The sequence below is a fragment of the Prevotella scopos JCM 17725 genome, assembly GCF_018127785.1.
Taxonomy (GTDB): Bacteria; Bacteroidota; Bacteroidia; order Bacteroidales; family Bacteroidaceae; genus Prevotella; species Prevotella scopos.
The window spans coordinates 184,511-206,889 of the sequence record NZ_CP072390.1; the positions used below are offsets into that span (position 1 = coordinate 184,511).

Genomic DNA, 22,379 nt, shown 5'->3' on the forward strand with positions numbered 1-22,379 from the left:
AATCGGAATGTTATCTTTTAATCAAAGTTTAGCATGTTCTATGCAGAAATGGTTGATGGTGAGGGTGAGAATCTGATGTTAGTTCTTCACTTAATAAACCTATGTTCAAAGTGCAAACGTTTGCATGAAAAATAATGAAAGACGTGTGGTGGGTAGCAATATTATGTATTGAAAATCACTAACTTTGTACTTATCAACAAGAGATAACTAAAATCGAAATCTATATGAAACGTATTTTGACAAGTTTATGTACACTTTTTGTGTGCTTGAGTGCCATATCACAAGGTTGGCCTGCTGGTTATGGTGGCGTAATGTTACAAGGCTTTTATTGGGATTCGTTCTACGATTCGCAGTGGACTGTATTGGAGAAGAAAGCTAATGACTTCTCTGGTTACTTCGATCTTGTATGGGTTCCACAGAGTGGTAAGGCTGCCGCAACGAAGTCAATGGGCTATGATCCGCTCTATTACTTCAATCAGAACTCGTCGTTCGGTACGGAGGCGGAGTTGAGGAGTATGATTACTACCTTTAAGAACAAGCAGATTGGGACGATTGCAGATGTAGTGATTAATCATCACGGAACGAATAATGGATGGTTTGGATTCCCTGCAGAAGTATATAAGGGAGTAACTTATCAGAACCTTTCTACGGATGTTTGTGCTGATGATGACGGTGGAGCAGCTGCCACAGAAGCAAGAAGAACAGGCACTCAGCTCAGTCAGAACAATGACGATGGAGAAGGTTGGGGCGGTATGCGAGACCTTGATCATAAGAGTGCGAACGTTCAGAAGATAGTGAAAGCATACGAAAACTACTTGCTTAACGACCTTGGTTATGCTGGATTCCGTTATGATATGGTGAAGGGATTTGCCGCTTCTCATGTTGGTAATTATAATACAGCGGCTAACGTTACTTATTCCGTAGGTGAGTATTGGGACGGCAATGTGAATACGGTAAAGGCGTGGATTGATGGTACAGGAAAACGTAGTGCAGCCTTCGACTTTGCTTTCCGCTATGCTGTTCGTGATGCTATCAATCAGAATAACTGGAGTGTACTTAGTGATTCAAGACCTACTGGCATCAATGTTGATAATGGAACTTATAAGCAGTATGCCGTTACCTTCGTTGAAAATCATGATGTTCAAGACAGAGGAACGACGAGCGGTTACACTCCAGACCCTATTCGGAAAGATACGCTTGCTGCTAATGCTTACTTGTTGGCTATGCCTGGAACACCTTGTGTTTTCTATACCCATTACCTCGCTTATCCAAAGGAAATAAAGGCAATGATTGATGCTCGTAAGTTGGCTGGTGTAACGAATACGAGCAGTTATCAGAACTACCGCGCTTCTACTGGCTATTATGCGAATGTTGTTACGGGTACGAACGGAAAGCTTTTGGTCGTTGTGGGTAGCAATGCTAACCAACTGATAGTTCCTACTTCACGTTATACAAAGCTCTTGAGTGGTTATCACTATGCTTATTATTTGACTAATGATGCTGAGACTGCTTGGGCTGACAAGGCGAGTGGAGCGTATGAAGGTGAGAACTTAAAGGTTAAGCTAACTGCCGTTTCTGCCAATGCGGGAGTAAAACTTGTTTATACAACGAATGGTACAACACCAACGGCAAGTAGCACGCAGGTGGCTTCTGGAACGGAGATAACGCTTCCTGAGGGCGAAACAACCTTGAAGGTAGCCTTGTTGGCAGGTGGTGTTGTGGGTAAGGTTATTACTCGTAGCTATAAGATTACGGCTCCTGTCCCCTTCACACCAGAGACGATTCGTGTCTATGTGAATACTGATCAGGTGGGTTGGAACTCATACGTGAACTATCATTCATGGGGTGGTACGCATACTGGTACAGCATGGCCAGGTGATAAGGTTACTACAACTGCAACGATAAATGGCAAGACTTGGTTCTATAAGGACTATACACTCCATAAAGCTGATGACTACGTAAATTTCGTCTTCAATATTGGTACAGCTTCTACTGCTAGTGTCAACCAGTCAGTCGATATTGAACGTGTGAAGAAAACGTCATTCTTTGAAGTCTCATCAACGAAGGAGAATGGTAAGTTCGCCATCAACAATGTAACGGAGATAGTTATGGGTATTGAGGATGTCAAAGCTGCAGTTCAGCAGCAGAAAGGCGGTGAGTATTACTATACACTCTCTGGTCAACGACTCACGGGTAAACCAACGCAACGTGGAGTCTATATTCATGATGGTAAAAAGATAGTTGTGAAAGAGTAATGAGGGACTGATGGCAAGTTAAATCATAGCCAAAGTAATCGTATTACAAAGCTCTTATTAATTGATAACGCGGCGGTTAGATACATTTGTGTCTAACCGCTTCTAGGTTTATGAAAATCTTAAATAATGTAAAGATTGAAATATTTACAAGTGGAAAGTTTGTTTCTTTCGGAAAATAGATATATCTTTGCAGACATAAAACATTAAGAAATAATTTATTATGGCAAAAAGAAACGAATTATATAAGTGTTCAGAGAGTGGTCAGATCGTTGAAGTATTGGTAGACGGTGAGTGTGGTGTTGCTGGTATGGAGCATGTAGTTGAGAATACTACTGATGCTGCAACAGAGAAGCACGTACCAGTTGTTGAGAAGATTGAAGGTGGCTACCGCGTAACAATTGGTGAGGTTGAGCACCCAATGACAGAGGCGCACTCTATCCTTTGGATTGAGTTGGTAACTAATAACAACGAGGTTCTCCGCAAGTATCTTGAGCCCACAGACCGCCCTGTAGCTGAGTTTAAGACTGATGCAACTGAGGTTTACGCACGTGAGTACTGCAATCTCCATGGTCTTTGGCGTTCAAAGTAAAAGTTACTTTTCAAACTGACATATAATAATGGGTGTGTGTAACTCCTTAAGCAGGAGAACATGCACCCTTTTTTTTCTTATTAGCCTAATTGGCCCAATATCATTATTCTGCCCCTTTTCTAAAATTCCTAAAAACAAAAAAAAGGAATTACTTTCGTAATTCCTTTTGATGCGCTCCAGGATGGGCTTGAACCAACGACCCCCTGATTAACAGTCAGGTGCTCTAACCAACTGAGCTACTGAAGCAGTTATATTACTTATTTCTTGTAAGCGGTTGCAAAGGTAGTATGTTTCTTTGAAACTACCAAATGTTTTTGAAGAAAATTTTAATAAAATCGTAATTTTCTTTATTTTCATTGTCATAAAGGCATGTTTTCCATTATAATAATGTACTTTTGTCCTGTTATAACAGCAATAAATAATAAACAGATAAAATATATAATGAGAAAATTGTTTTTGGCTTTCGGACTCTGGCTGCTTGCTTTCAGTGGGTCTGTTATGGCACAAAGCACTGCAGAAAAAGAACATAACTTCAAGGTAGCAAAGAATCTTGAGACTTTTTCGGCTATTTACAAGTATCTTGACTTGATGTATGTTGATAGCCTCAACGCCGACGAGGTAATCGGGACGGGTATCAATTACATGCTTCGTTCGCTCGACCCTTATACAATTTATTACCCAGAGGAGAAGGTGAAAGATCTCGATATGATGATTTCAGGTAAGTATGCTGGTGTGGGAGCATTGATTCGCTATAACTTCTTATTGAACAATACAGTGATTGATGAACCTTACGAGAATATGCCTGCTGCAGAAGTTGGATTGAAGAAGGGGGATGTCATTCTTGCTATTGGTGACTCGTCAATGGTAGGGAAGGATGTTTCCTATGTCAGCAATCATCTTCGTGGTGATGCTGGTACAACCTTTGTCTTGACCATTCAGCGTCCTTCTACGAATAAGAAGATGAAGTTTAAGATTACTCGTCGAGCTATTCAGCTCCCTGCTGTACCTTATTATGGTGTGCAGGATGGTGGAGTAGGGTATTTGAATCTCAACTCTTTCACTACAGGCTGTGCAAAGGAAGTGCGCCGTGCTTTCCTTGATATGAAGAAACGTGGGATGACTTCGCTTGTATTCGACCTTCGTAACAATGGTGGTGGTAGCTTGCAGGAAGCAATTGATATTGTAAATATGTTTGTACCGAAAGGTATTACTCTCGTGAAGACGGTCGGTAAGATGGAGCGTGCAAACAAAGAGTATAAAACGACAGTGGAACCCATTGATACCGTTATGCCGATTGTTGTATTGGTGAATGATGAGACGGCGAGTGCCAGTGAGATTACCAGTGGTAGTCTGCAAGACCTTGATCGTGCGGTAGTCCTCGGTACACGAACCTATGGCAAGGGTCTTGTACAGGTGTCAATGGATCTTCCTTATAATGGAAACTTAAAACTCACATCGAGTAAGTATTATATCCCAAGCGGACGCTGTATACAAGCAATCAACTATAAGCATGCAAATGGCGGATATACCGAGCATGTGCCAGACTCGCTAACACATGTGTTCCACACGGCAAACGGACGTGAGGTGCGTGATGGTGGTGGTATCAAGCCAGATGTTGAGGTGCGTCCAGACTCTCTACCAAACATAGCTTTCTATCTTGCTTCCTCTGGTCGTGATTCAACAGAGGTAATGTGGAATTGGGAACTACAGTATCTAAAGAAGCATCCAACAATCGGACCAGCAAAGACATTTGTTATTTCAGATGCTGATTTTGAAGACTTCAAGCAAGCTGTATTGAAGAGTGGTTTCAAGTATGACCGTGAGAGTAAGAAATACTTGGAGAACCTTGTGAAACTGGCTAAGTTCGAAGGCTATTATGATGATGCGAAAGGTGAGTTCGATGCCTTAGAGAAGAAGTTAAATCATAATATTGCTAAAGATCTTGATTATAATAAGCAGACATTAAAAAAGTTGTTGACGAGTGATCTTGTTTCAGTTTATTACTATCAGAAAGGCTCCTTAGAGAATAGTCTGCAGTTTGATAAGCAGTGGAAAAAGGCAGTGGAAATCTTGAAGAATCCTGCAGAGTATAAGAAACTCTTGCAGCCTGTTGTTGGTCAGCCTTTGGTTAAACTCGAACCAGCAAGCAATGTAGCTGTTGATAAAAAGCAGAAGTCAAAGGCGAAATAAAGGGAACTTTTTAATAATAAGGAATAAGGCTTATGAGTTCAAGTGGAACTTATAAGCCTTATTCTTATATAGTCATTATGTGTGTTTGATTATGGGTTACTTGTCATGTTGGTGAACTGCTTTTTGATAGACAATTCTCTTTTTATATGAAATGTTTTTTTTTATAGGGGTTGACTTATATGTTTTTTCTTTATCTTTGCCCTGTGGGAACTTTACTTGTTTGTTATTCAGTACCAAGGCAAGTGGAGGATGGGTGTGAGAACGAGACTTGAAAGAGTTGTTTTTAAGTGCTTGTTTCGCTTATAACAGGTTTGTACTATAAATTTGATGAATATGAAAAAGAAGATTCTATTCTTATGTTTGTTGTTTTCGTGGGTTGGAGTTTTTGCACAGAAACCTATGGAAGGAGTGTGGATGGGTAAGTTGAATCTTGGTCCACAATCGTTGACTATTGTGTTGCATGTGAATAGTGATGCACAAGGAAAGGTTGAGTGTACGCTCGATAGTCCTGATCAAGGTGCGAAGGGGATAGCGGTAGAGACAGACTACTGCTCGTCTGATTCTATCAGTGTAAGTCTCGCAAGTTTGGCTCTCAGTTATCAAGGAAAATTGAAAGGAGACGAGATAGTCGGTACTTTTACCCAAGGGCAACCCTTTCCATTAACCTTGAAACGTGGAGAGGAGAAACTAAATCGTCCGCAGAACCCTGTAGCTCCCTATCCATATAAGACGGAAGAGGTGACGTTTAATAATGTGACAGATAATGCAACACTTGTCGGAACACTCTCATACCCTATTGGTTATAAGAAAGGACAGACCCCTGTAGTATTGATGGTTACTGGGAGTGGGCAGGAGAACAGAGATGAAGAAATCTTCGATCATAAGCCTTTCCTTGTTATAGCAGACTATCTGGCACGACATGGTATAGCCACTTTGCGTTATGATGACCGTGGCTTTGGTAAATCAACAGGCGGAGATGTGGAACATGCAACGACGCTTGATTTTATGAGAGATGCAATGAGTGGTGTTGAATTTCTGCGTAGGTCAAAGCTCTTTGGTAAGGTTGGCGTACTCGGACATAGTGAAGGAGGGTCTATAGCTTTCATGTTGGGAGCGAAAGGAAAAGTCGATTTTGTTATTAGCATGGCTGGGGTTGGCGTGAAAGGAGACACTGCTTTGACAGCACAAACAAATAAGATACTCGAACTAACAGGGCAATCAATGCGTTTCTCTACGTATCAGTATCGTATGAATGCCATTATAAAGAGGTCACCTTGGTTGAACTTCTTTATTGATTATGACCCATCTGCGGATATTTCAAAGACGCTTTGTCCTGTTATGGCTATAAATGGTAATCGTGATATTCAAGTAATCTCATCGCTGAATCTTACAGGAATTAAGGCTCGTCTAAAGAATAATCCCAAAAACGTTATCAAAGAATATCCTTCTCTTAACCATCTTTTCCAACACTGTAAGACTGGAAATGTTTTGGAGTATAGGATGATCGAAGAAACGATCTCGCCAGAAGTCTTGGAAGATATCACTCGTTTTATCAAACAATAAATACAGAATTCGCAGTTTATTTAGAATTGATAAGTGGGGATATGTGCTTATATACAGTTGGTTTAGTGGATTTTATATGGGTAGTTCCTATCTTTTAGTTATCTAAAAAAAGGTTCGCATAGAATTATTTTCATGAAAGGAAGAATTTATTTTCATGAAAAAATATTTTTCTTCACGAAAAGAAATATTTTCTTTCATGAAAGAATTTAGAATTCGAAGGTTTCTTAGGGGAAGAAAGACCTTGGATATATTTCATCTAAATCGCTTATAAGCAGATAAAAAAGCCTTAAAACATTTGGTATGTGCGAAAATATTCGTAACTTTGCAAACGTTCAGAGGAATGAGGGGCTTTCACTAGTCCCTCATTTTTCATATTAAAACACTTATGATAGATAAAAACGTTGTAAAAAGTCTCGTTGACGAGTGGCTGGAAGGTAAGGAGTACTTCCTGGTTGACATTCAAATCAGTTCTGACGATAAGATTGTCGTTGAGATTGATCATGCCGATGGCGTGTGGATTGAAGATTGTGTAGAGTTGAGCAAGTATATCGAAGATCGTCTCTCACGTGATGAAGAGGATTACGAACTTGAGGTAGGTTCTGCAGGATTGGGTCAGCCTTTCAAAGTTCCTCAGCAGTATCAGAACTTCATTGGTAAGGAAGTTGAGGTACTCGGTAAGGACGGAAAGAAAGTCAAAGGCGTATTAAAGAGTGTTGATGGTAACGACTTTGTTGTTGCAGTCAATGAGAAGGTACAAGTGGAAGGTAAGAAACGTCCAGTGAAGATGGATGTGGACCATGCGTACAAGATGGATGAAGTAAAATATACAAAATACATAATAAGTTTCAAGTAAAGCTATGGCAGCAAGAAAAATAGAAGAAGAACGTCCGAATATGATCGAGACCTTCAAGGAGTTTAAAGACACCAAGAGCATCGATCGTACTACTTTGGTGAGCGTTTTGGAGGAGAGCTTCCGTAATGTACTCGCTAAGATTTTCGGTAGTGACGAAAACTTCGACGTGATTGTAAACCCTGATAAGGGTGACTTCGAGATTCACCGTAACCGTGTGGTTGTGGCTGATGGCGAGGTTGAGGATGAGAATAAAGAAATTAGCCTTACAGATGCACGTAAGATTGAGTCAGACTATGAGGTCGGTGAGGATGTGAGCGAGGAAGTAGATTTCAATAAGTTTGGTCGTCGCGCTATCTTAAACCTTCGTCAGACTTTGGCTTCTAAGATTCTTGAGCTGGAGCATGACTCTTTGTATAACAAGTATAAGGACCGTGTTGGTCAGATTATCTCTGGTGAGGTTTATCAGACTTGGAAGCGCGAGGTGCTGCTTGTTGACGATGAGAACAACGAGTTGATTCTTCCTAAGGGCGAGCAGATTCCACGTGATCAGTATCGTAAAGGCGAGACTGTTCGTGCTGTGATTCATCGTGTTGATAACGAGAATAACAATCCTAAGATTATTCTTTCACGTACTGCTCCAGAGTTCCTAGAGCGTCTGCTTGAGGCTGAGGTGCCTGAAATTAACGATGGTTTGATCGCTATTCGTAAGATTGCTCGTATGCCTGGTGAGCGTGCAAAGATTGCAGTTGAGAGCTTTGATGAGCGTATCGACCCTGTTGGCGCCTGCGTTGGTGTACGTGGTAGTCGTGTACATGGTATCGTACGTGAACTTTGCAATGAGAATCTCGATGTTGTCAACTGGACAGCAAACACAAAACTCTTTATTCAGCGTGCACTGGCTCCAGCAAAGGTGAGTAGCCTTACTGTTGATGAAGAGAATAAGAAGGCTGAAGTTTACTTGCAGCCAGAGGAGGTTAGCCTTGCTATTGGTCGTGGCGGTATGAATATCAAGTTGGCAAGTATGCTGACAGGTTATACTATCGACGTGTTCCGTGAACTTGATGAGCAGAATGCCGAGGAGGATATCTACTTGGATGAGTTCTCTGATGAAATTGATCAGTGGGTTATCGATGCCATTAAGGGTATCGGACTCGACACAGCACGTCAGGTACTGAACGCTCCACGTGAGATGTTGATTGAAAAGGCAGACTTGGAGGAAGAGACTGTTGATAGCGTGTTGAACGTATTGAGATCAGAGTTTGAACAGTAAAAGGTGATTGGTTGGTGGGTGATGGCTGTTGACTGAAAGCTAACGGGTGTGACTATTCAGCAACTCCATGTTCGGAACCCCTCTCTACCAAAAAAAGGAATATCAACAACCAACACCCAACACCGAAAAATAAAGTTAATGAGCATTAGATTAAATAAAGCAATTCGAGAATTGAATATAGGACTCCAAACGGCAGTGGAGTTCTTAGAGAAGAAGCCAGAGTTAGGCGAAGTGAAAAATGAGCTTAACTTCAAGCTAAGCGAGGGTCAGTATAAGGCTCTTGTAGATGCCTTCAATAATGATAAGGAGGTAAAGAAGGACGCAGCTAAGCTTTTACAGAAGAAGACGAAAGAGAAGAAAAGTTCGGCTGATCATAAGGGAGAGGCTGTCGTTAAGACTGAGCGTCAGCAGTTTAAGCCAGTTGGAAAGATTGATCTTGATCAGCTGAATAAATCTACTGCGAAGAAAAAAGATGTTGCTCCTGCTGTAGCTGCCGTTAAACCTGCAGAGGAGAAGAAAAAGGTAGAGAAGCATGATGCACATAAGAAGCATGTAGCTAATAAAGAAGAAGCAAAGATTGAAGCACCAAAGGCCGAGAAGCCTGCTGCTCCAAAAGCTGAGTCTGTAAAGAAAGAAGCTCCTGCTACGGCTGAAGTGAAATCTGAGGCAAAGGAAGATGCTAAGGTCGAAGTTGTTGCCTCTAAAACACAGCAAGCTGAAACTACGGCTGCAGACGAAAAGAAAGATAATGGTTTGTTCATGACCAAGAATGAAAAGAAAATCTTGAATACACCTAAGGTGAATGTCTTGGGTAAGATTGACCTCAGTACTTTGAACCAGAGCACTCGTCCTAAAAAGAAGAGTAAGGAGGAACGCCGAAAAGAGCGTGAAGAGAAGGCTGGTCAGGGTAATGGTCAGGGCAAGAAAAAACGCGTTCGTATAAACAAGGAACGTGTTGATATCAATGCTGCCGCTAACCAGCAGCAGAATCAGAACGGTAAGAAAGGCAATAACAATAACGGCGGTGGCAACAAGAATGCGGGCAAGAAGAACCGTAACCGTAATCAAAAACCTTTAGAGGTTGATGATGAGGCTGTAGCACGCCAGGTAAAGGAGACACTTGCTCGTTTGACAAGCAAGAGTCAGAATAAGAAAGGTGCTAAGTATCGTAAGGAAAAGCGTGATGCCGTTCAAGAGCGTTTGAATGCAGAGGCTAAGGCAGAACGCAAGGAAAGTAAGATATTGAAGCTGACAGAGTTTGTTACTGTTTCTGAATTGGCAACAATGATGAATGTACCAGTAACAAATGTCATCTCCACTTTGATGTCTGTCGGTATTATGGTATCTATCAACCAGCGCTTGGATGCTGAGACCATTAATCTTGTGGCTGATGAGTTTGGCTTCAAGACAGAGTATGTAAGTGCTGAAGTGCAGGAAGCTGTTAGTGAAGAGGAGGATGATGAGAATGACCTCATCTCACGCGCTCCAATCGTTACAGTCATGGGTCACGTTGACCATGGTAAGACTTCTTTGCTTGACCACATCCGTAACACGAATGTGATTGCTGGTGAGGCTGGTGGTATTACCCAGCACATTGGTGCTTATGGTGTGACATTGGAGAATGGTCGTAAGGTAACCTTACTGGATACTCCAGGTCATGAAGCATTTACTGCTATGCGTGCTCGTGGTGCGCAGGTAACCGATATTGTGATTATCATTATTGCTGCAGACGACTCTGTGATGCCTACTACCAAGGAGGCTATTGCACATGCACAGGCTGCAGGTGTACCAATGGTATTTGCAATTAATAAGATAGATAAGCCAGGAGCTAATCCTGATAAGATTCGTGAGGATTTGTCACAGATGAATCTGCTCGTTGAAGAGTGGGGTGGTAAGTATCAGTGTCAGGAAATCAGTGCTAAGAAGGGAATCGGAGTGAACGAACTTCTTGATAAAGTTCTTCTTGAGGCTGATATGATGGATCTTAAAGCTAACCCTAACCGTAAGGCTACAGGTACTATCATTGAGTCATCTCTTGATAAAGGTCGTGGTTATGTTAGTACGGTTCTCGTATCTAACGGTACGCTGAAGATTGGTGACAACGTTATTGCTGGTACTTCATGGGGTCGTATCAAGGCAATGTTCAACGAACGTAACCAGCGTATCGAGAGTGCTGGACCAGCAGAGCCTGCAATCATCCTCGGTCTGAATGGTGCACCTACAGCTGGTGATACCTTCCACGTTATGGAAACAGAGCAGGAGGCACGTGAGATTGCTAACAAGCGTGAGCAATTGCAACGTGAGCAGGGCTTGCGTACACAGACTCGTCTTACATTGTCTGATATCTCTCATCGTATTGCACGTGGCGAGTTCCATGAGATGAATATCATTGTGAAGGGTGATACTGATGGTTCTATCGAGGCATTGTCTGACTCATTCATCAAACTGTCAACTGAAAAGGTTAACGTAAACGTTATCAGTAAGGCTGTAGGTCAGATTTCAGAGAATGATGTTATGTTGGCATCTGCTTCTGATGCTGTCATCGTTGGCTTCCAGGTTCGTCCTTCTGCTGATGCACGTCGCTTGGCCGATCGCGAAGGTGTTGAAATCAATACTTACTCTGTCATTTATGACGCTATTGATGACGTGAAATCTACAATGGTAGGTATGCTTGACAAGGTGAAGAAAGAAATCATTACTGGTCAGTTTGAGGTTAAGCAGGTATTTAAGATCTCTAAAGTTGGAACAGTTGCCGGTGGTATCGTCACTGAAGGTAAGGTTCACAGCAAGGATAAGGGTCGCGTAGTCCGTGATGGCATCGTTGTTCATACTGCTCCTATTGATGCACTGAAGCGTTATAAGGACGATGTGAAGGAAGTTGCGGCAGGACTTGAGTGTGGTATCTCACTTGTCAATTATAATGATTTGCAAGTAGGTGATATCATTGAAACCTTCACGGAGATTGAGGTTGAACAGAAATTGTAATAATATAAAAAACCGTCTTTTCTCCAATAAAGGAGCAAAGACGGTTTTTTCTTCATGGTAACAAATGTTTCCATTGAACTATGTGGCATACTTCTTGTATGCTTACAATGTTGTATATAAGTGTTGAGAATAGAGATGGCGGGAACGAAAAACTTATTGTTGGATCCATAAGAACGATAGGTTTAAGTGAGTCAAACAATAGGTATTGAAAAGGTGGATAGCATATCAGAATGCGCTAAAGGTTATAGATAAAAGATATATAGTAATGAAAGTATTATGTCTTAATCTACTACCTCTTCTAATTATTAAGCGACTTCCTTCTCTTTAATCCCAAAAAACAAATGTCTGAGAACAAAAATAATGAATTTGTAAAGAAAGTCGCAGAGCAGAAGTATGAGTTCGGCTTTACGACTGATGTACATACAGAGGTCATTCCGAAAGGTTTGAACGAGGATGTCGTTCGACTTATTTCGCAGAAAAAAGGGGAACCAGATTGGCTCCTCGATTTTCGTTTGAAGGCCTTCCGTTACTGGCAGACACTCCCCATACCAACTTGGGGACACTTGCGTTTGCCTGAGTTACATCTGCAGGATATCTCTTATTATGCTGATCCGTTAGCGAAGAAGCCTAAGAACAAAGAGATTGATCCAGAGTTAGCAAAAACTTTTGATAAGTTAGGTATTCCTTTGGAAGAGCGTCTGGCTTTGAGTGGTACGGCAGTTGATGCCATTATGGATTCAGTGTCAGTGAAGACTACCTTTAAGAAGCAATTGGCTGAGAAGGGTATCATCTTCTGCTCTATTGGTGAGGCAGTTCAGGAGCACCCTGATTTGATACGTAAGTATCTTGGAAGTGTGGTCCCTTATCGTGATAACTATTCTGCAGCACTCAACTCTGCGGTGTTTAGTGATGGTTCCTTTGTATATATCCCTAAGGGAGTTCGTTGTCCAATGGAACTTAGTTCATACTTCCGTATCAATGCAATTAACACGGGTCAGTTTGAACGTACGCTGATTGTAGCTGACGATGATTCATACGTTAGTTATCTTGAGGGCTGTACCGCTCCTATGCGTGACGAGAATCAGTTGCATGCAGCTGTAGTTGAAATTGTTGTATTGGACAATGCAGAGGTAAAATACTCTACTGTTCAGAACTGGTATCCTGGTGACGAGAACGGCAAGGGTGGTGTCTTGAACCTAGTTACAAAGCGTGGTGAACTTCGTGGGGTAAACTCAAAGTTGTCATGGACACAGGTAGAGACAGGTTCTGCTATTACTTGGAAGTATCCTTCTTGCGTGCTGAAGGGTGATAACTCACAGGCAGAGTTCTATTCTGTTGCTGTGACAAATAACTATCAGGAAGCGGATACGGGTACGAAGATGATTCACATGGGTAAGAATACTAAGAGTACGATCATCTCTAAGGGTATCTCTGCTGGCCATAGTCAGAACTCTTATCGTGGTCTTGTTCGTGCTACAGCGAATGCAGAAAATGCTCGTAACTATTCAAGTTGTGACTCTCTTCTCTTGGGTTCTGACTGCGGTGCTCACACTTTCCCTTATATGGATATTCATAATGATACAGCCATTGTTGAGCATGAGGCTACGACATCCAAGATTAGCGAAGATCAGCTCTTCTATTGTAATCAACGTGGTATTCCTACAGAGGATGCTGTTGGATTGATTGTCAATGGTTATGCTAAAGATGTCCTCAACAAGCTCCCGATGGAGTTTGCTGTAGAAGCACAGAAGCTTCTCTCGGTGACATTGGAAGGAACAGTAGGATAGAATGATTAAACTATGGATATGCGAAGGGGCATACTGATAACATTTGGCTTGCTGCTTACAACAATGCTTCAAGCCCAATCATGGCAGCCAAGGTCATGGCAGAAGTATCTTATTGGTGAACAAGTAAAAAGGGAGTCATTAAGCAGTTGTCATTCAGTAATGGGTAGCGTTGTTGTACCAACGCCTTATGACCCTCGTCTCTTTCGCACAGTAATTGGGTCTGATATCATAAAGGATATTCGTCCTTATAAGAAGAAAGCTAAGCTAATCTTCGGCGATACAGATCAATCTCAATCAGTATTTGCTGAACAAGATGCTGCTACAGAGCGTGCTCGTATGGTAGAGGGAGATTATGATTCTGGATTTGGTATCTTCTCAGCCATTCTGGCAACTGTTGCTGATATAATAGGTAACAATCTTAAAGTAAAGAATAAATAATAAATAGTATGTTAGAAGTAAGAAACCTGCACGCAACCATTGCAGGTAAAGAAATATTAAGAGGCATCAACCTCACAATTAAAGATGGTGAGATTCATGCTATTATGGGTCCTAATGGCTCTGGTAAGTCAACACTGAGTGCAGTACTCACAGGTAATCCTCTTTATGAGGTAACTGATGGTATGGCATTGTTTAATGGCAAGAATCTCTTGGAGATGAAGCCTGAGGACCGTTCACATGAGGGACTCTTCTTATCTTTCCAGTATCCAGTAGAGATACCAGGTGTAAGTATGACTAACTTCATGAAGGCCGCTATCAATGCAAAGCGTGCCTATGAAGGATTAGAACCAATGAAGGCTGCAGAGTTTATGGCACTTATGCGTGAGAAGCGTCAGTTGGTAGGTATGGACTCTACACTCTCTCGTCGTAGTGTAAACGAGGGCTTTTCTGGTGGTGAGAAGAAACGCAATGAGATTTTCCAAATGGCAATGTTAGAGCCAAAGCTCAGTATTCTTGATGAGACAGACTCTGGTCTTGATGTTGATGCTATGCGTATTGTAGCTGAGGGTGTAAACAAGATGCACAATGAAACAACATCAGCAATAGTAATTACGCACTATGAACGACTACTGGATATGATAAAGCCTGATGTGATTCATGTTCTTTATAAGGGTCGCATTGTGAAGACTGCAGGTCCTGAACTTGCTAAGGAGATTGAGCAACGCGGTTACGATTGGATTAAGGAAGAAGTTGAGGCAGAGGGATAATGGTCAGCTTGAGGGAAATTGTTATTAAGCTAAGTTAGCAATTATGATCCTAGGAGTCCTAGGAAACCTAGCAATCCTAGGGACCCTAGTAACCCTAGGCCACCTAGTTCTAAAAAAATGTTAGTATCCCTTGCTTGAACCCTTTAGATAAAACCTCCAAAAAGAAATTACAATGCAAAGCGAAAAACAATATATAGACCTCTACACAGAGGCGCAGCAACTTATTAAGCAACATGCTGCACCTGTGCTTAATGAGGTGCGTGATAAGGCTTTTGAAGACTTCCGTCGTCAGGGCTTTCCAACCAAGAAGGTGGAACGCTATAAATATACGGATATGCAAAAGCTCTTTGAACCAGATTATGGCTTGAACCTCAACCGCCTTGAGATTCCTGTGAATCCTTATGAGACATTCAGATGTGATGTGCCCAATCTGAGTACTTCTTTATATTTCATAGTCAATGATCAGTTCTATACGAAGGCTCTTCCAAACGTAAAACTCAATGATGGAGTTGTCGTTGATAGCCTTAATCATGTGGCTATGGAACAGCCAGAATTGGTAAAGAAGTACTATGGTAAGCTGGCTAATACGGAGAAAGATGCTGTTACGGCACTTAATACGATGCTAGCACAGGATGGTCTCTTTATTTATGTTCCAAAGAATGTGGAGCTTGACCGTACAGTTCAGATTATAAACATTCTCCGTTCTGATGTCGATCTGATGGTTAATCGTAGAGTGATAATAGTGTTGGAAGAAGGTGCTAAGGCACAGTTTCTTTTCTGTGATCACGCTGCTGATAATAAGAACTTCCTTGCTACACAGGTGATAGAAGCCTTTGTTGGTGAAAATGCATGTCTCGAGTTGAACTGTATGGAAGAGACGCATGCAAAGAATGTACGTGTATCAAATGTCTATATAGAACAGCAACGTAATTCACGTGCAAGCCACAATGTCATAACATTGCATAATGGTGTAACTCGTAATATGCTCGACCTTGTGTTTAAGGGAGAGGGTAGCGAGTGCTTCTGTAATGGTTGTGTGATAGCTGATAAGAACCAGCATGTTGATAACAATACGCTTATCGACCACCAAGTACCTCATTGTACGAGTAACGAACTTTATAAGTATGTACTTGACGAAAATGCTGTCGGTGCTTTTGCTGGTCGTGTACTTGTTCGTAAGGGTGCACAGAAGACGCTCTCACAGGAGAACAACCGCAATCTTTGCGCCAGCAAGACAGCTCGTATGTTTACCCAGCCAATGCTTGAGATTTATGCGGATGATGTTCAGTGTAATCACGGGTCAACTGTTGGTCAGTTAAATGATGCGGCACTCTTCTATATGCAGCAGCGTGGTATTGATAAGAAAGAAGCAAAGCTCCTCCTTGAGTTTGCTTTTATCAATGAGGTAATCGACAAGATGGAACTTGAACCATTGCGCGATCGTCTCCACCATTTGGTAGAGAAGCGTTTCCGTGGTGAGCTCGATAAGTGCGAAGGATGCAATTTGTGTAAATAATTTGGTATTGGGCTTTATTAGCCCAATTAGCCTTATTGGCTCAATTAGCCTTATTAGCCCAATAAAAAGATGTACGATATAAACAAAGTAAGGGAAGATTTCCCAATTCTCTCTCGCACTATTTATGGCAAACCGCTGGTTTACCTTGACAATGGTGCTACCACACAGAAACCACTCTGTGTGCTGGATGCTATGCGGGAGGAATACCTCAATGTAAATGCCAATGTACATCGAGGTGTGCACTGGATGTCTCAGCAAGCTACTGATCTGCACGAGGCTGCTCGTGAGACTGTACGTAAGTTCATCAATGCACCTTCAATAAGTGAGATAGTCTTCACTCGTGGTACAACAGAAAGTTTGAATCTCGTTGCATCAAGTTTTGTTGAAGGCTGTATGAAGGAAGGTGATGAGGTCATTATCTCAGCGATGGAGCATCACTCAAACATTGTTCCTTGGCAGTTGCAAGAACAACGCAAAGGGATTGTTCTGAAAGTTATTCCAATGACCGATGAGGGCGAACTCGAGCTTGATGCTTACGAAAATCTTTTCACAGAACGCACAAAACTTGTCAGCGTAACACAGGTAAGTAACGTTCTTGGAACAATCAACCCGGTGAAGAAGATGATTCGTATTGCCCACGAACATGGTGTACCTGTAGTAGTGGACGGTGCGCAAAGCGTTCCTCACTTTGCCGTTGATGTACAAGATCTCGATTGCGATTTCCTCGCTTTTAGTGGTCATAAGGTGTATGGTCCTACAGGAGTTGGCGTTCTTTTTGGTAAAGAAGAGTGGCTTGACAGGCTACCACCATATCAAGGAGGTGGCGAAATGATAGAACGTGTCAGCTTTGAAAAGACTACCTTTGAACGGCCTCCTTTGAAGTTTGAGGCGGGAACTCCTGACTATGTTGCTACGCATGGACTTGCTACAGCCCTTGATTATGTGTCTTCCTTGGGTATGGATAATATCCTCGCTCACGAACAAGATCTTACGCATTATGCGCTCCAACAGTTACGCGAGATTGAAGGGATGCATATCTATGGACATTATCATGACAGCGGAGATGCCGTTATCAGCTTCAATGTAGGTGATATTCATCACATGGATTTAGGTACGTTGCTCGATCAGCTAGGTATTGCTGTCCGTACAGGTCACCATTGTGCCCAACCTTTAATGGATCGTCTTGGTATCTTAGGTACTGTTCGAGCTTCCTTCGGACTCTACAATACACGTGAGGAAGTTGATGCCGTAGTTGCAGGTATCAAGCGTATTGCAATGATGTTTTAGGGAAATAGGTAAATGAAAACAGGCGTTCATAAATGTTTTATAATGTTTATGGACACCTGTTATTACGAAAGTATATGGAGTCGCTCATCCCTTCTTGCATTTATAAAGACTGAAGACAAACCAAGCCAAACAGATTCCTTGCAAAAGCATTGAGGAAACTATAGGAAATACTGTTAGGATAAATGCCAACTGAGCCTGTGTGATATACGAAGCTTGCTTGCTACTCACTTCTCGTTCAAGAACAGCACTGTAATATTTACGTAGCCATTCCTTTGGAGTTTGGAACCATGTTGCAACATCTGTGAAGAAACGACTAAGCTCGTTATACGATGTGTTACGCTCTGTGAGAATCATTTCCTTTTTCATATTCTTTTGTTTTTAATTGTTTGCTATATAAATAAGGTGTAAAACCTGTCATTGGTTTACGTTTGCAAAAATAGCCGTGTGTTGTGCAACTAATGTTCACTCGCTTAAAAATATTTGTTATATAAACTTAATACGAAAGGTTCTTTAACTTTTAAATCCAATTACTCATGCTGAAAAGTCATTATTATGAAGACCTTATTGAAGCAGGTTGCGATGAGGCAGGACGGGGATGTCTTGCAGGAAGTGTTTATGCTGCAGCTGTAATTTTGCCGCCCGACTATCAAAATGAGTTGTTAAACGATTCTAAGAAGCTTACAGCTAAGAAGCGTTATGCACTTCGTGAGGAGATTGAAAGAGATGCCATTGCGTGGGCTGTTGGTATCGTTACGCCTAAAGAGATAGACAAGATAAATATTCTCAATGCTTCTTTTCTTGCTATGCATCGTGCTTTAGAGCAGTTGAAGGTTCGTCCACAAGCAATCATAGTTGATGGCAATCGCTTCAATCCTTATGAAGATTTACCTTTTACAACCATTATCAAAGGTGATGGGAAGTATCTTTCTATAGCTGCGGCCTCTATTCTTGCAAAGACTTATCGCGATGATTATATGCTTTCCTTGGCAGAGGAATATCCGCAATATGACTGGCAATCAAATATGGGTTACCCAACAAAAAAGCATCGTCAGGCAATTCGTGAATATGGCATCACACCTTACCATCGCAAAAGCTATAACCTTCTGGGTGATGGACAACTCTCTTTTGACTTTTAATTATTAATATTTCTAGCGTGATATTTTCAATCCATTCTCTCTGACGAATTTCTTTAACTCCTGTCAGAGAGGAGTTAAAGAAATTATCACATAAAATACGAGATTAGTTTTATTTTAAATTGCTGTCATTTTTAACATTTTATGTATCTTGTTGAAACAGAACAAGTAAAGCACCTATTATAAATGACAGGAATGACAGGAACTAAGATTTATGAATAGTCTGAAAAAACGAAATCGGCTAATTGTTATAAACTTCCTCTCCATCAACACCCAACACCCATCACCCATCACCCACTTTGGAATAGTCATATTTTTTACAAGAAAGTGATTTTTTAGTTTTAGCTATATTTAATCTCAATTTCTTCTTTTGCAATAAAATAGGTCCTTATAGCTTATAAATCCTAACTATTATCTCGTAAAATGTGATAAAACTTTATTTTTATGCAATAACATAGTGCTTTTTTACAATTGATTATTAATAAATGTAAAAAAGGTTGATTTATTTTATAACTTTTTGGGAACTATCAAAAGTCTCTATAACTTTGTATCAGATTAGGATAAATCCTTGTTATTTTGTAGGAGTTTGTAACTTTCTTAGGTGTAAAAGATTTGGTTTTGAAACAATTTGTTTTATATTCATTTAATAGAGATTTTATGGAAAGAAGACTAATGATGTTTTTAGTCAGCCTATTCCTAAGTTTAGGAACGGCTTTGGCGCAGACAGAGGTTAGCGGAACTGTTGTATCCTCGGAGGATGGATTGCCTGTAGTTGGTGCTTCTGTTCTTGTTGTTGGCACACCAGTCGGCGTTGTGACTGACATTGATGGTAAGTTCCATCTTAATGTTCCTGCAGGAAAAAATCAGTTGCGTTTTCAGTATGTCGGGTTAAAAACTCAAGTTGTTTCTGCAGTAGATGGTATGAAAGTTGTCATGAAAGCAGAATCTGGTTCACTTGATGAGGTGATTGTTACGGGTTATGGTAACTTTAAGAAGTCAAGCTTTACAGGTGCTGCGGCAAATGTTGACCCTGGTAAGTTAGCCGATGTCCCTGTGGCATCTGTCCAGGACAAATTGGCTGGTTCCGTACCAGGCGTTACTGTTACGAGTGCATCTGGTGCTCCTGGTTCTGTAAGTAACATCCGTATCCGTGGTATGGGTTCTATCAATGCGGGTAATGAACCTTTATATGTTATTGACGGTACGCCAATGATATCAGGAGATATCAACGGTATGGGACAAGGTAACTATAATGAGTCTGGAACGAATGTTCTTGCTACCTTGAACAGTAATGATATTGAGTCTATCACAGTCATAAAGGATGCTGCTGCAGCTTCTCTTTATGGTTCACGTGCTGCAAATGGTGTGATTGTCATCACAACAAAGAGTGGTAAGAAAGGTAAAACACACGTTGATTTCCGTAGCGATTGGGGTTTCTCTAACGTAGCGATTAACTATCGTCCTGTGTTAGGAGGCGATGCACGTCGTGAACTCTTGCTTCTTGGTTTGAAGAATTATGCACTTTACAAGGAAGGTATGAGTGCAACTGATGCTGAGAATTTTGCCAATGAGAATATCAACGACTTTGCAGCGAAGCCAACTGTAGGTTATGATGAAAATGGTAAACCTATAACTGCTTGGACTGATTGGAAAAATCTTTTATTTAAGACAGGTCACCATCAGAACTATCAGGTTAGTTTGAGTGGAGGTAATGAGGATACACGTTTTTATACTTCATTATCTTACATGAAGCAGACAGGTATCTTCTCTAATCAGGGAATGGAACGCTTCACGGGTAATGCGAATTTAACACATAAGTTTGGTGATTTCACATTGACCTACTCTTCTTTGTTCTCAAAGATTAATCAGAAGCTTACGAACGATGGAGGTGCTTCTTACACAAGTCCTATCTCCAATTATGCTTTTATCCAGAGTCCATCATCAGTAGCTTACTTACCTGATGGTTCTTTAGCTCGTGGTGCTGAAACGAATAGTTTGGTTAATGTAAACCCAATCTATGAGGCTTTGCATACTTATGATAAGACAGACATTAAGCGTGCCTTCAACTCTTTAAAATTAGATTGGAATATATGGGATGCTCTTCACTTAAGTGAGAAGGTAACATACGATTTCACTTCAAATAATGAAGATGTGCTTTGGGACCGTTTGTCAAATGATGGAGCTCCTGCAGGTAATATGCAACGTTACACGGGTACTATCAGTCAGTTGAATGGTCAGACTCAGCTGTCTTACGTGAAGTCTTTCGGACTTCATAATGTTGATGCGCTTTTAGGTTTCGAGACTGAGAAATACACCCTAAAGTATAATTATCTTAATGGTAGTGATTATCCAGGTGACCTCTATGAGTTTGGCAATGCTGGTACGACAAGTGCAAGTAGTGATGTGAGCGGTTATTCTCTCGTAAGCTGGTTGGGACGTGTTAATTATAACTTTAACAACAAGTATTATGCTGGTGTAAGTTTCCGTCGTGACGGCAGCAGCCGCTTAGCTAAAGACAATCGTTGGGGTAATTTCTGGTCTGTCTCTGCAGCTTGGCGTTTTGGTTCAGAGAAGTTTATGCAGCCAATCATAAAGGTTGTTAGCGATGGTAAGTTGCGTCTTAGTTATGGTGTGAATGGTACGTTGCCAGGTAGTTATTATGGCTATGCAAACTGGTATAAGTACGGAAAGTATTATAACGGAAAGTCAGGTATGGCTATTGTCGGTATTGGTAATCCAGAACTACAATGGGAAAAGAATCGTGCTGTCAATGTTGGTCTTGACTTGACCTTCCTTAATCGTATCTCTTTCACCTTCGATTATTATGTACGTACAACATCCGACCTTATCTTTGATTTGCCAGTGTCAGCCGTACCTGGTTATTATAGTAATAGCGGAACTCCAAGTAAAGCTGTTAATGTTGGTTCATTGCGTAACAGAGGTTTTGAGGTAACTATTCAAAGTAACAACCTCCAGACAAAAGATTTCTCATGGACAACTATGTTGAACTTTGGTCACAATCATAATGAGCTGACAAAGATTTATGGTGAAGAGAATCAGATTATAAGCGGTGTTCGTATTCATAAGGTAGGCGAACCTTACTATAGTTACTATGGATATGAATATGCTGGTGTTGACCCTGCTACTGGTAAGGAGTCTTTCTATATCAACGACGGAACAAGTAATGCACGTAATACAACTGTCGATCCTAATAAGGCGAAAAAGGTTATTATGGGTAACCACGAAACAAAGTTAGAGGGTGGTTTCAGTAATAACATTACTTGGAAGTTCATTGACTTTGGCTTTAACTTTACTTTCTCACTTGGTGGTAAGGCTTTCGATGCAGCTACATGGCAACATAATAATGGGAACTACACCTTTGGTGGCCAGGTACCAACCTATTATGATATCAATAAGATGTGGACAGGACCTGGTGATACGAATGCTTCACAGCCAGTATTCCAGTATGGTAACACAAGTGAGGTCTCTTCTCGCTGGTTGATGCCAACAGATTATCTGCGTCTGAAGAGTTTGACACTTGGGTTTAGTGCACCATCTCATTGGGTGTCACGTATCGGTTTGAGCAAGGCACGTGCTTTCTTCTCTGCAAGCAACCTGCTGACGTTTAAGTCAAAGGATTTGTATGTTGATCCAGAAATGCGTGTTGATGGTGTTTGCACATTCCAGACACCTGGATTGCGTACCTTTACCTTTGGTATCGAACTTGGTTTTTAATAATTAATTGA

General features: G+C 41.2%; 15 protein-coding genes and 1 tRNA gene. 14 read left to right on the forward strand and 2 right to left on the reverse strand.

The features are described 5' to 3' along the window. Positions 1 to 224: 224 nt before the first annotated feature. Complete coding sequence (locus J4856_RS06115) at positions 225 to 2,255, forward strand: alpha-amylase family glycosyl hydrolase (RefSeq protein ID WP_025836727.1); 2,031 nt, start codon at positions 225 to 227, stop codon at positions 2,253 to 2,255. 220 nt (positions 2,256 to 2,475) lie between these two features. After that, a complete protein-coding gene (locus tag J4856_RS06120) occupies positions 2,476 to 2,844 on the forward strand; it encodes a desulfoferrodoxin family protein (RefSeq protein WP_025836729.1) in 369 nt (122 codons plus the stop codon). Between the two features lie 172 nt (positions 2,845 to 3,016). Here J4856_RS06120 and J4856_RS06125 read toward each other — a convergent pair. Further along, a tRNA-Asn gene (locus tag J4856_RS06125) sits at positions 3,017 to 3,090 on the reverse strand. A gap of 195 nt (positions 3,091 to 3,285) precedes the next feature. Between J4856_RS06125 and J4856_RS06130 the strand changes: the two genes are divergently transcribed. The 10 genes from J4856_RS06130 (at position 3,286) to J4856_RS06175 (ending at position 17,500) form a co-directional block, all read left to right on the forward strand. Then, the gene (locus J4856_RS06130; protein ID WP_025836732.1) at positions 3,286 to 5,034 is read left to right on the forward strand and encodes a S41 family peptidase; all 1,749 of its coding nucleotides are present in this window, start codon (positions 3,286 to 3,288) and stop codon (positions 5,032 to 5,034) included. A 333-nt stretch (positions 5,035 to 5,367) separates the two neighbouring features. Continuing rightward, complete coding sequence (locus tag J4856_RS06135; RefSeq protein ID WP_025836734.1) at positions 5,368 to 6,597, forward strand: alpha/beta hydrolase family protein; 1,230 nt, start codon at positions 5,368 to 5,370, stop codon at positions 6,595 to 6,597. A gap of 385 nt (positions 6,598 to 6,982) precedes the next feature. Beyond that, on the forward strand, positions 6,983 to 7,450 hold the full coding sequence (gene rimP, locus J4856_RS06140) for a ribosome assembly cofactor RimP (RefSeq protein WP_025836736.1): 468 nt from the start codon (positions 6,983 to 6,985) through the stop codon (positions 7,448 to 7,450). Between the two features lie 4 nt (positions 7,451 to 7,454). Then, positions 7,455 to 8,720: a transcription termination factor NusA gene (nusA, locus tag J4856_RS06145; protein ID WP_025836738.1), complete on the forward strand. Its 1,266-nt coding sequence runs from the start codon at positions 7,455 to 7,457 to the stop codon at positions 8,718 to 8,720. A 138-nt stretch (positions 8,721 to 8,858) separates the two neighbouring features. Next, positions 8,859 to 11,705, forward strand: a complete 2,847-nt coding sequence (infB, locus tag J4856_RS06150) for a translation initiation factor IF-2 (protein WP_025836740.1) — start codon at positions 8,859 to 8,861, stop codon at positions 11,703 to 11,705. A 341-nt stretch (positions 11,706 to 12,046) separates the two neighbouring features. Continuing rightward, positions 12,047 to 13,492 carry a Fe-S cluster assembly protein SufB gene (gene sufB / locus J4856_RS06155; protein ID WP_025836743.1) on the forward strand — a complete coding sequence of 482 codons (1,446 nt, stop codon included), beginning with the start codon at positions 12,047 to 12,049 and terminating at the stop codon, positions 13,490 to 13,492. Between the two features lie 12 nt (positions 13,493 to 13,504). Next, positions 13,505 to 13,930, forward strand: a complete 426-nt coding sequence (locus tag J4856_RS06160) for a hypothetical protein (RefSeq protein WP_234967173.1) — start codon at positions 13,505 to 13,507, stop codon at positions 13,928 to 13,930. Positions 13,931 to 13,938: 8 nt separating this feature from the next. Beyond that, the gene (sufC, locus tag J4856_RS06165; RefSeq protein WP_025836747.1) at positions 13,939 to 14,697 is read left to right on the forward strand and encodes a Fe-S cluster assembly ATPase SufC; all 759 of its coding nucleotides are present in this window, start codon (positions 13,939 to 13,941) and stop codon (positions 14,695 to 14,697) included. Positions 14,698 to 14,869: 172 nt separating this feature from the next. After that, on the forward strand, positions 14,870 to 16,213 hold the full coding sequence (sufD, locus tag J4856_RS06170; RefSeq protein ID WP_025836749.1) for a Fe-S cluster assembly protein SufD: 1,344 nt from the start codon (positions 14,870 to 14,872) through the stop codon (positions 16,211 to 16,213). A gap of 69 nt (positions 16,214 to 16,282) precedes the next feature. Beyond that, positions 16,283 to 17,500 carry an aminotransferase class V-fold PLP-dependent enzyme gene (locus J4856_RS06175; RefSeq protein ID WP_025836750.1) on the forward strand — a complete coding sequence of 406 codons (1,218 nt, stop codon included), beginning with the start codon at positions 16,283 to 16,285 and terminating at the stop codon, positions 17,498 to 17,500. Positions 17,501 to 17,584: 84 nt separating this feature from the next. Here J4856_RS06175 and J4856_RS06180 read toward each other — a convergent pair whose 3' ends face one another. Beyond that, positions 17,585 to 17,866, reverse strand: a complete 282-nt coding sequence (locus J4856_RS06180) for a hypothetical protein (RefSeq protein ID WP_025836752.1) — start codon at positions 17,864 to 17,866, stop codon at positions 17,585 to 17,587. 167 nt (positions 17,867 to 18,033) lie between these two features. Between J4856_RS06180 and J4856_RS06185 the strand changes: the two genes are divergently transcribed. Beyond that, on the forward strand, positions 18,034 to 18,636 hold the full coding sequence (locus tag J4856_RS06185; protein WP_025836754.1) for a ribonuclease HII: 603 nt from the start codon (positions 18,034 to 18,036) through the stop codon (positions 18,634 to 18,636). Between the two features lie 654 nt (positions 18,637 to 19,290). After that, positions 19,291 to 22,368: a SusC/RagA family TonB-linked outer membrane protein gene (locus J4856_RS06190; protein ID WP_025836756.1), complete on the forward strand. Its 3,078-nt coding sequence runs from the start codon at positions 19,291 to 19,293 to the stop codon at positions 22,366 to 22,368. Positions 22,369 to 22,379 lie beyond the last annotated feature (11 nt).